5 protein-coding genes, 2 rRNA genes and 1 pseudogene (1 of these 8 cut by a window edge) are annotated in these 10844 nt (G+C 72.9%); 5 read left to right on the top strand and 3 right to left on the bottom strand.

The genetic code is table 11. The features are described from left to right. From DER29_RS33795 to DER29_RS33785, 3 genes are all read left to right on the top strand, one after another. Positions 1 to 1165: ribosomal RNA gene (locus DER29_RS33795) — 23S ribosomal RNA — on the top strand; it begins 1942 nt to the left of the window's first position. Positions 1166 to 1252: 87 nt separating this feature from the next. Next, a 5S ribosomal RNA gene (rrf, locus tag DER29_RS33790) occupies positions 1253 to 1369 on the top strand. 188 nt (positions 1370 to 1557) lie between these two features. After that, positions 1558 to 2295 (top strand): hypothetical protein, encoded by a 738-nt coding sequence (locus DER29_RS33785; protein ID WP_233600323.1) that lies wholly within the window; start codon positions 1558 to 1560, stop codon positions 2293 to 2295. Positions 2296 to 2417: 122 nt separating this feature from the next. Here the strand turns inward: DER29_RS33785 and DER29_RS33780 are convergent, their stop codons facing one another. Further along, positions 2418 to 4232 carry a VanW family protein gene (locus DER29_RS33780; RefSeq protein WP_121401755.1) on the bottom strand — a complete coding sequence of 605 codons (1815 nt, stop codon included), beginning with the start codon at positions 4230 to 4232 and terminating at the stop codon, positions 2418 to 2420. Between the two features lie 179 nt (positions 4233 to 4411). Here DER29_RS33780 and nudC point away from each other — a divergent pair, with 179 nt between their 5' ends. Continuing rightward, complete coding sequence (gene nudC, locus DER29_RS33775; RefSeq protein ID WP_121401728.1) at positions 4412 to 5332, top strand: NAD(+) diphosphatase; 921 nt, start codon at positions 4412 to 4414, stop codon at positions 5330 to 5332. 42 nt (positions 5333 to 5374) lie between these two features. Here the strand turns inward: nudC and DER29_RS33770 are convergent, their stop codons facing one another. Together DER29_RS33770 and DER29_RS33765 are read right to left on the bottom strand one after the other, a co-directional pair. Then, positions 5375 to 7837: a DUF5005 domain-containing protein gene (locus DER29_RS33770; RefSeq protein ID WP_121401727.1), complete on the bottom strand. Its 2463-nt coding sequence runs from the start codon at positions 7835 to 7837 to the stop codon at positions 5375 to 5377. Between the two features lie 89 nt (positions 7838 to 7926). After that, positions 7927 to 9186: a polysaccharide biosynthesis protein gene (locus DER29_RS33765; protein WP_148710175.1), complete on the bottom strand. Its 1260-nt coding sequence runs from the start codon at positions 9184 to 9186 to the stop codon at positions 7927 to 7929. A gap of 86 nt (positions 9187 to 9272) precedes the next feature. On the opposite strand from DER29_RS33765, the pseudogene DER29_RS33760 reads away from it, so the two are divergent. Beyond that, positions 9273 to 10838: pseudogene (locus DER29_RS33760) on the top strand (hypothetical protein); the annotation flags it as partial. Positions 10839 to 10844 lie beyond the last annotated feature (6 nt).

Here is a 10844-nt window from a genome sequence, read left to right as displayed (position 1 = left end):
CGTTGTATGGCCGCAGAGAGCAGGGGGAAGCGACTGTTTACTAAAAACACAGGTCCATGCGAAGAAGTAATTCGATGTATATGGACTGACGCCTGCCCGGTGCTGGAACGTTAAGGGGACCTGTTAGCTCTTCGGGGCGAAGCGGAGAACTTAAGCGCCAGTAAACGGCGGTGGTAACTATAACCATCCTAAGGTAGCGAAATTCCTTGTCGGGTAAGTTCCGACCTGCACGAATGGCGTAACGACTTCCCCACTGTCTCAACCACAGGCCCGGCGAAATTGCATTACGAGTAAAGATGCTCGTTACGCGCGGCAGGACGGAAAGACCCCGGGACCTTTACTATAGCTTGACATTGGTATCCGAATTAGCTTGTGTAGGATAGGTGGGAGCCGGTGAAGTCCATACGCCAGTATGGGTGGAGGCAATCTTGAAATACCACTCTGGTTGATTTGGGTATCTAACTTCGGACCGTTATCCGGTTCAGGGACAGTGTCTGGTGGGTAGTTTAACTGGGGCGGTTGCCTCCTAAAGGGTAACGGAGGCGCCCAAAGGTTCCCTCAGCCTGGTTGGCAATCAGGTGTTGAGTGCAAGTACACAAGGGAGCTTGACTGTGAGACTGACAGGTCGAGCAGGGACGAAAGTCGGGACTAGTGATCCGGCACTTGCGAGTGGAAGCGGTGTCGCTCAACGGATAAAAGGTACCCCGGGGATAACAGGCTGATCTTCCCCAAGAGTCCATATCGACGGGATGGTTTGGCACCTCGATGTCGGCTCGTCGCATCCTGGGGCTGTAGCAGGTCCCAAGGGTTGGGCTGTTCGCCCATTAAAGCGGTACGCGAGCTGGGTTTAGAACGTCGTGAGACAGTTCGGTCCCTATCCGCCGTGCGCGTAGGATACTTGAGAAGGGCTGTCCCTAGTACGAGAGGACCGGGACGGACGAACCTCTGGTGTGCCAGTTGTCCCGCCAGGGGCACGGCTGGTTAGCTACGTTCGGAAGGGATAACCGCTGAAAGCATCTAAGCGGGAAGCTCGCTTCAAGATGAGGTATCCCACCCACCTTGGTGGGGTAAGGCCCCCAGCTAGACGACTGGGTTGATAGGCCGGAAATGTAAGCCCGGTAACGGGTTCAGTTGACCGGTACTAATAGGCCGAGGACTTGACTACTAAGCTGCTACGCGTCCACTGTGCAACTCTCGATGAACGAACAACAGACCACTCGTGTTGTGGTGTTGTTTGACATGTCGATAGAGTTACGGCGGTCATGGCGGAGGGGAAACGCCCGGTTACATTCCGAACCCGGAAGCTAAGCCCTCCAGCGCCGATGGTACTGCACTCGGGAGGGTGTGGGAGAGTAGGACACCGCCGGACAATCTTTCGGTTCAGGGCCACCCCTTTCGGGGTGGCCCTGAACTGCGTTACGGACCTTTTCGCGGCTCACGGGCGAGCCGGGAGAAGAGGCGGCCGACCGCCACGAGGAAACGAACACCACAAACGGAAACGCCGACCCTGTCGACCAACAGCGGCAAGGACGCGCGGACCGTCGCGGGGAGGGCGCTGTGCGGACCGTCGTGGAACCCCTGAAGGTCCGGCCCCGGCCTGACGACCAGATGCGGCGGCTCTTTTCCGGTGGCTGGCCGGCCTTCATCGGCGCCGACCGGCAGGCGAGTCGTCATCTCGGCCGCGTACGGGAGGTGTTCGCCGACCTGGAGCTGGTGCTGCTCGACGGCGACGACGAACTGGTGGCGGCGGGATGGGGTGTGCCGATCCGCTGGGACGGCGAACCGGCGCAGCTGCCAGAGGGATACACCGACTCGCTGCAGCACGCCCTCGGCGGCCACGACCGCGGCGAGAGCCCCGACACCCTGGTGGTGATGGCCGCCCAGGTCCGCCCCGACCTACGCGGCCGGGGGTTGGCCGGTGACGTGCTCACGGCTCTGCGGTCGCTGGCCGACCAGCGGGGTTGGCCGCGGGTCGTCGCCCCGGTGCGGCCCACGCTCAAGGCCCGCTACCCCCTGACCCCGATCGAGCGGTTCGCCACCTGGACCCGCGAGGACGGCGCCCCGCTCGATCCCTGGGTGCGTACACACTGGCGGCTCGGCGGCCGGCTGATCGCCGCGGCGCCCCGGTCGCAGACCATGACCGGCACCGTCGCCGAGTGGGAGCAGTGGACCGGCATGGTCTTCCCCGACAGCGGCGACTACGTCATCCCCGACGGTCTCGCCCCGCTGCGTGTCGACCGCGAGCTCGACCAGGGCACCTACACCGAGCCCAACCTGTGGTTCCGGCACCGGTAGGGCAGGCGTAGGGACCGGCCGCGGCACCCCACGGAGGCCGCGACGCGGTGCGCGTACGACAGGAGGAAGCCCCGCCGGCGACGTGGCCGGCGGGGCTTCCCCGAGCGTGAGTCAGGCGGCCGTCAGGACGGCTCCCGGCCGCAGATGAAGCGCGGCTCGGCGGAGTAGCGCCAGGTGAACTTCTCCCGCTTCACGACCTTGCCGTCCTTCTTGAACACCCGGAAGGCGTCCTGGGTGAACCCCTGGCTGCCGCTGGCAGGGATGCAGGTCGGGCCGGGCTCCAGGTAGACCGTCTTCGGGTGGGTGATGTTGCGGCGCGGGCTGTACTCGGTCTTCACGCTGTCCCAGATCTTCGTGCTCCAGATCGACACGGTGATCGAACTCGACGTGTAGGAGGTGTCGATCAGGACGCCGTGCTCGGTGTTGTTGCGGAACTTGAAGTCCAGGTCCGGCCAGAAGATGGTCGACTCGATGACCGCCGGGTACCGGCTGAACCAGTACGAGTGCGGCTTGTGCTCGACGTCCTCCAGCCCGGCGTAGTACGTCGCGTTGAACAGCGTCGTGGTGAACTGCGAGGTGCCGCCGCCAACCCCCGGGACCAGCTTGCCGTCGAGGATGACCGGGGCGTCCCGGTAGCCCTGGGCGTAGCCGCGCTCGCCGGTGTGCCCGTTGAGCGAGAACGTCTCGCCGGGCAGCACCACCGTGCCGTCCACGTCCTTCGCGATCGTGACGATGTTCTGGCTGCGCGGCGAGGAGAGCCCACCGGTGAAGTGCGTGGTGAAGGTGGAGACCCGCTCCTTGATGCCCAGGCCGGCCAGCTTCTCCGCGGTCAGCTCCGGCTCCGCCGGCTTCAGCTCGCCGGTGACCTTCCGGTCGTCGGCCTTCGGCAGGACGGCGAGCAGGTCGCGGCCGAGGGCCGCGCTGTCGAGCTGCTGCCCGGGCTTGCCGTCGACGACCTTCGGCTTGCCGCCGGAGATGGTCATCCGGGCGTCCCTCGGCGGCACCTCGATCGCGGCCAGTTCGTCGCCGAGCGCGGCCCGCAGCCGCTTCACGTCGACCTGCGGGGTCAGCTTGCCGGCCTTGTCGGCGGTGAACCGGAGGCTCCTCGCGATCGCCTTCGGCGGGATCTGCACCGAGCCCTTGCCGGTGGTCAGCGTGACCGGGGCGGCGACGGCCGGCTTCGCCAGCTCGGCGACCAGCCGGTCCACCTCCTCGATGGTGGTCGCCGGGTGCGTCTCGACCAGCGGCACGGTCACCGGCTGGCCGCTGAGCCAGCCCTCCCGCACCACCTGCGCCGACCGTTCCGGATCCAGCGCGAGGCTCGGCTTCGGGTGCACCGCCTTCGGCGTGGTGCCCTTCCAGGTGATCGCCGGCATGGTCATCTTCCGGCCCTGGTCGCCGACGACCTTCTCCAGGGCGGCGTCGAGCCGGGCCGCGTCCACGGTCACCACCGGCTGCACCGCCCGGGACCCCACGAGTCGGTCGACGGCGTGCGCCTCGGCCTCGGCCGCCGCCGCCACGGTGGCGTCGACGTCGACCGCCAGGCCGACGGTGGCCGGGTCGATCGTGGCGGTCCGCTCGCCGACGCGTACCGACAGCGGGGCGTTGAGCGTGCCGGCGCGGCGTTCGAGCTCGGTCCGCAACTCCCGGGCGGCGTCCGCGCGGCTCCGGCCGCCCAGCTCCGCGCCGAGCACCGTCGTCCCGCGCGGCACGTCACCGGCGTACGCGTAGGCGCCCGCCCCCGCCACGGAGGCCAGCACCGCCGCGGCGGCCCCGGCGGCCAGCAGCAGGCGGAACCGGCGGGACCGTGACCCGCCCGGCCTGCCCGCCGGCGCGGCCGGCTCCGGCTCGTCACCGGGCCAGGTCACAGCCTTGACCTGCACGGTGGGCCGGTCGTCGGCGGGTGGAGTCTGCTCGCCGTACAGCGTCACGGTCACCTCGATCGGACGTACCACAACGGGGGAGCGCGCCTCCGCCCGGAAGACACCTACGGTAACCGGCGCTGCGGCGGGGCGGGAGCCAGCGCCCCACCCGTCGCGTCGCGGCGTGTCGCACGGCGTGTCGGGGGACACCGGCCGGTCGTCGGGCGGGCCGGCGGGCATGGCACGGTAGGGGCATGGGAGCGGACGAGGCGGTCCTGGCGTACGGGGGCGGTTGGCTGGACCGGGCGGGGGAACTGCGTACCGACCCGGAACGGATCGCCGCGCTGCTGGCGGACCCGGCGAGCACCCTGCTGCCGCTCTGGCGGGACCGCTGCCTGGTCGCGGGGGACGTGCCGGTGCGGCTGACCGGGGAACGGGCGGCCAAGGCGCTCGCCGTCGCCGACGAGACCGTCTTCCTGGGCATGGACGAGGGCTCGGCCGTCTTCGCCGTCGACCTCTCCGGGCTGCCCGAGGCCGCCGCCGTCGAGGTGGCGGTGGCGGACGCCGCCGTGGACGTCCGGGCGCTGGTGGGCCGGCTCGCCCCGGCCGGGGCGGCCGTCCAGGCGTACGCGCGGGGGCTGCTGCACTGGCACCGCCAGCAGCGCTTCTGCGGCACGTGCGGGGCGTCGACCGTCGCCCGGGGCGGCGGACACGTCCGGTCGTGCGCGCGGGCGGACTGCGGCCGGCTCCTCTTCCCCCGGATCGAACCGGCGGTCATCGTGCTGATCGAGGCGCCCGGCGCCCCCGACCGCTGCCTGCTGGCCCGGCACGCGGGCGCGCCCGAGGGGGCGTACTCGACGCTCGCCGGCTTCGTCGAGGTGGGCGAGAGCCTGGAGGACGCCGTCCGGCGGGAGATGGCCGAGGAGGCCGGCGTGACGGTGACCGACCTGGCGTACGTGGGGTCGCAGGCGTGGCCCTTCCCGGCCGGCCTGATGGTCGGCTTCCGGGCCACCGCCGCGTCCGAGGAGGTGCGGGTGGACGGCGAGGAGCTGCTGGAGGCGCGCTGGTTCACCCGGGACGAGCTGCGCGAGCGGGCGGCCGCCGGACGGCCGCTGGGCCGCGCCGACTCGATCGACCACCACCTGCTGCACTCCTGGCTCGCCGCCGGGGCCTGACCGGGCCAGCTCGTCCAGCGCGACGCGGCCGCCGCCGGTCTCTCAGCGGACGAGCACGGCGACCGGCGCGGACGGCGTACCGGTGTCGACGCCGTCGGTGGCGGCGACCCGGAACTCGTAGCGGTGCCCGCGGACCAGCAGCACGGCGGTGAAGTCCGTCCCGCCGACCGGCACCGGGTCCGTCCGCCACTCCCCGCCGGACGTGACGTCCCGCATCTGGACGCGGTAGGCGAGGCCCGGCCCCGCCGGACGCCAGGTCAGCCGGGCCTCGCCGTTGCCGGCTGCCGTCGCCGCCAGCCCGGCCGGCGTGGGCAGCCGCGGGACGGCCCGGACGGGCCTGCTCTGCCGCCCGGCACCGGCCTGGTTGGCCGCGGCGACCACGAACTCGTACTCGTGGCCGTTGCGCAGCTGGCGGATGGTGGCCTCGGTGCCCTGCACGGGCACCTCCTCCTCGGTGAACTCCCGCTCCCCGGCGGTGAGGTCCCGCCGGTAGACGCGGTGCCATCCGCCGGGATTGGCCGACCGCCAGGTCAGCTCCACCTCGCCCAGCCCGAGCTTCGTCACCCGCAGGTCGGTCGGCACCACCGTCGGCGCGGTGAAGCGCGCCTGCGCCCGCACCGGCGGGGAGAGCGGACCCTCGCGGTCGCGGTCCACCGCGCTGACGGCGAACTCGTACTCGTGGCCGTGCTCCAGGTGACGGGCGAGGTGGCTCGGCCGGGTCTCGAGTGCGGGCGAGCCGAGGCGGCTCCGGCCCGCCGTCACGTCGCGCCGGTACACCCGGTAGGAGACGCCGGGCCCGAGGTTGGCCCAGCCGAGCCGGAGGTTGCCGTCCGGCTGGGCCTGGACGGTCAGCCGGGCCGGCGCGGCCGGCGGGCTGACCGAGGCGGTGGCCCGGACGGGCGTCGAGGGCGGGCTGTCCCCGCCGCCGCCGACCGCGACGAGGGTGAACTCGTACGTCCGGGCGTGCCACAGCGAGCTGACGGTCGCGCTGGTGCCGGTGAACGAGCCGACGAGGGCCGGTTCCCGCTGCCCCGCCGTGACGTCGCGCCGGTAGAGCCGGAACAGCTGGACGAACGGCACCGGCTCCCAGTGCACCGCGACGTCCCCGGTGCGGCCGGCCTCGGCCCGCACCCCGCCCGGCGGCGGTGGCGGCGGCACGGTGGCGGTCATCCGCGCCACGGGCGAGGGAGGGCCCTCGCCGCGCCGACCGACGGCGGTCACCCGGAACTCGTACTGGTGCCCGTTGACCAGGAAGTCGGCCGAGGAGCGGGGCTCGACGGTCGGCTCGCCGATCCGCACGAAGTGGGTCTGGCCGGCGGTCACGTTCCGGCGGTGCACCAGGTAGCGCAGCTCGTCGTCGGTCGGGACGGGACGCCACCGCAGCTCGGCGTTGCCCGCGCCCCGCGCCTCGGCCGTGAGCGCCGCCGGCGCCGGCGGCACGTCGGCCCGGTCCGGCCGGGGGCGGGGCCAGCCGACCTCGACGAAGCGCGGCCGGTAGAGGCCGGCGTCGGCGTACGTCACGGCGTCGTCGACGTTGTTGACGTTGTAGGAGACCAGCAGCTTGCCCGGACGAGCCAGGTCGGGGTGCAGGTCGGCGTCGTAGACGAGGTGCCCGGCGTCGGTCTCGGGCGCGCGGTGCAGGTAGTCCGGCCCGTCGAACGGACCCGTCGGCCCGTCGGCCGAGTACGCCACCAGGTCGGCGCTGAACACCAGGTTGTTCTCGTGGGTCACGAGCACGTACCGGTCGCCGACCCGCTGCACCCCGTACGACGTGCCGACCCCGCTGAGGATGCGGGCGGACCGGTCCGCCGTGGGCGCCCAGCCGGTGCCCGTCCAGAACTCCCACGGGCCGTTCAGGTCGGTCCCGGCGACCCGGGCGACATGCGCGAACTTCGTCTCGCCGCTCGCCTCGGTGCCGTAGATCAGGGTGTGTCCGCCGTCGCGCAGCAGGGTGGAGCCCCACGAGATGCGCTCCCCGAGCGGCAGCGGCCGGACCCCGGTGGGCGTCAGGCCGGGCAGTGCGAAGGTCGCCAGCGAGGTGCCCAGCAGGACGTGGTCCAGCGGGCCGTCGCCCGTCCGGCGGTAGCGGTTGACCAGCACCTGGAGGATCTCGCCCACGACCTGGGCGTCGCCGATCCAGTAAAACTGGTCGGCGGCCGGCGGCGGCACCAGCGAGGCGGGGTCGTCGGCGGTGCCGCCGTGCACCGTCTCGCGCAGCTCGTCGCCCTGCTGCACCACGGCCGAGTTGTTGATGAACGACGCGGTGCGGGGGCGGGAACCGTTTGGGCCCACGGGGCCGAGAAAGGTGTCGGAGAAGAGCCAGAGGAGCCGGCCGTCCGGGAGCCGGACCGAGGCCGTCCGGTCGGCGCCGTTCCACCGGCCGGAGGTGTCGCCGTAGCGCTCGAAGAGAGCGGTGAGCCGGTCGGCCGACATGCCGCCCTCGGCCCGCGCCCGGCCCGGTACGCCGGCCGTCAGGGTGAGCACCAGCGCGGTCGCGTACAACACGAGCAACCAGCGTGCGTGGGTGCGGCCCTTCCCTGGCCCGGATCCGGTCGTGGCCGTGCTGACGCTCACCAGAAACCCCCGTCTCCTGGTTATCCGTCCCGCACTGTGACATGTCCTCCCGCTGGGGTGGTAGTGGCCGTACGGGTGCGTTTCGGCCTGCTGTCCCGTTCGTAGGCCAATGTCAGGAATCCGGTGACGACGGCGGTGACCGCCGCCGTCGCCAGGGCGGCCCCGGCGATCCCGGCGACGGTCCGCGGCACGACGGTCGCGACGGCGGCCACGAAGATCGCCGTGGACGTCCACAGCGGAGCGGCGGGCCACCGGGCCGACGCCGCGACCCGGGCGTTGACCAGGATGAACACGACCGCGTACAGGGCGCCGGTGGCGGCGAAGAGCGGGGCGTAACGGCCGGCGGCGGCATAGGCGGGGCCCCCGGCCAGGCGGAAGGCCAGCCCGCCGGCGAGCGCCGAGCCGAGCACCAGCACCGCCCCGGCGCCGGCGACCAGGGCCAGCGCCGTGAGCAGGGCCCGCCGGTCACCCCTGGCCAGCCGGGGCAGCGCGATCACGGTCACCACCTGCGGCGCCCACAGGGCCCCCTTGGTCAGCACGGTGCCGACGGCGTAGGTGCCGGAGACGTCCGGCGGCAGGAAGCGGCGGGCGAGCAGGAGATCGGCGTAGGAGACCACCAGCATCGCCAGGGTGGCCCCGCTGGCGGTGAGCACCGTCCGGGTGGCGAGGGAGGGCACGGTCGGGTCGATGCCGGCGCCCCGGTTGAGGCGTACCAGCAGGGCCAGCACCAGGACCGAGGTGAGCGCGCCGGCCAGCAGCGACCCGGTGAGCCCGCCGCCGAGCGAGAGCCCGGCGACCATTCCCCCGTAGCGGCCGGCGCCGAGCAGCGCCATGCCGCCGGCGAGGCGCAGGAAGCGCTGGTCGCCCTGCAACTCGCCGAGCCAGCGGCCGGCCGCCACGACCGCCACGGTGAGCACGCCGAGCAGCAGCACCGCCGGGGCGGACAGCCGGAGCTGGACGGCGGCCACCGGCAGCGCCAGGGCGAGCAGCGCGGCGGAGACGAGCACCGTGAGCAGGGTCGGTCGGGCGGTGGCGGCGCGACCGTGCCGGGCCCGGTGCACGGCGACCGCGATCTGGAGCCCGGTGCTGGCCACGCCGCCGATCGCACCCAGCGCCAGGAGCGTGGCGAGCGCGCTCAGCTCCGCCGGATCGAGGTGCCGCGCGCCGAGGACGGGCACCACGTAGGCAAGCCCGTTGACGAACACGCCGGCCAGCGTCACCGCGACGCCGGCGGTGCCGAGACTCCTCGCCCGGCCGGGTTGCTCCGAATCCGTACCCATCAACCGTCCCGTGTCGCCGGCACTCCCGGCTGTGCAACGGGCGCGCGTACAGTGGCGCCACGCCGGTGCCACGCCCGGTCAGCGTAATGAGGAGGTCAACCCTGCGGGAGAGGTCGGTGCTCGTCGGGCTCGGGCTGGCCGTCACCCTGCTGGTGCTGGCTCCGCTGGCGGCACCCGGTTACGTGCTCAGCTACGACATGGTCTTCGTGCCGCACCAGCCGTGGCGCGCCGAACTCGTCGCCCCGTCCGACTCGCTGCCCCGGGCGGTGCCGCTGGACGCCCTGGTGTCGCTGGCGAGCCAGGTGGTGCCCGGGTGGCTGGTGCAGCGGCTGGCGCTGGTCGCGGTGCTGCTGCTCGCCACCGTCGGCGCCGGGTTGCTGGTGCCGGCCCGGCACCCGGTCACCCGGCTGGTGGCCGCCGTCGGGTACGCGTGGACTCCCTACCTGGCGGAGCGGCTGCTGATCGGGCACTGGGGCCTGCTCCTGGCGTACGCGTCGCTGCCCTGGCTGGTGCTGGCGGTGATCCGGCTGCGGGCCGGTGAGCGGCGGGCCCTGCCGCTGCTGGTGCTGGCCGCCGCCCTCGCCGCGGTGACCCCGACCGGCGGGCTCATCGCGCTGGCCGCCACCGTCGTGCTGGTGCCGCGACGGGGCGGGGGCCGGGTCGGCGCCGTCGCGATCGCGGCGGTGCTGCTGCTGAACGCGCCCTGGCTGGTGGCGGCGGCACTGACCCGGGCCGACGCCCGGACCGACCCCGACGGGGTGGCGGCGTTCGCGGCGCGGGCGGAGAACTGGAGCGGAGCGCTCGGCGCCCTGGCCGGCACCGGCGGGATCTGGAACGCGCAGACCACGCCGGCGAGCCGGTCGTCGCCGCTGGCGCCGCTGGCCACCGCCGTCGTGCTGGCCCTGGCGGTCTTCGGCTACCGGGCGCTGCGCCGCCGGTGGCCGGACGGGTTCGGCGACCGGCTCGCCGTGCTGGCGGCCGGTGGCTTCCTGCTCGCCGCCCTGGGCGTGCTGCCCGGCCTGGGCGCGTCGCTGGAGTGGCTGGTGGCCACGGTGCCGGGAGCCGGGGTGCTGCGCGACGGGCAGAAGTTCCTCGTCCCGTACGCCCTGCTGGTCGCCCTGGGGTTCGCGCTCGGCGCGGAACGGCTGGCCGGGGCGGCGGGCCGGACCGGGCGGGCCGGCGCGGGCGCGGTGCTGGCCGGGGCGCTGGCGCTGCCGGTGGTGGTCCTGCCGGACCTGGCGTTCGGCGCGGCCGGCCGGCTGCGGCCGGTGGTCTATCCGGCGGACTGGGACGCCGTCGCCGCCCGCCTCGACGGCCAGCCGGGCGAGGTGCTCTCGCTGCCGCTGGGCTCATACCGGGCGTATCCCTGGAACGGGGGCCGGACGGCGCTCGACCCGCTGCCCCGCTACGTCGACGCCGACGTCCTCGTCGACGACACGCTCTGGGTGGGCACGAGCGAGGTGAGCGGGGAGAACCCACGTGTCGCGCAGGTGCGGCGGGTGCTCGACGCCGGTGCCCCGGTGCGGGACACCGGGGTGCGCTGGGTGGTGGTGCAACGGGTGGCCGGCGGGCAGCGGGCGGACCCGGCGGCGTTGGTCGGGCTGCGCGAGGTGTACGCCGGCGAGGACCTGACCCTGTACGAGAACCCGGCCGCGCGC

Origin of the sequence: Micromonospora sp. M71_S20 (assembly GCF_003664255.1) — a bacterium.
Taxonomy (GTDB): Bacteria; Actinomycetota; Actinomycetes; order Mycobacteriales; family Micromonosporaceae; genus Micromonospora.
This window is presented reverse-complemented; position numbering and strand designations above follow the sequence as displayed.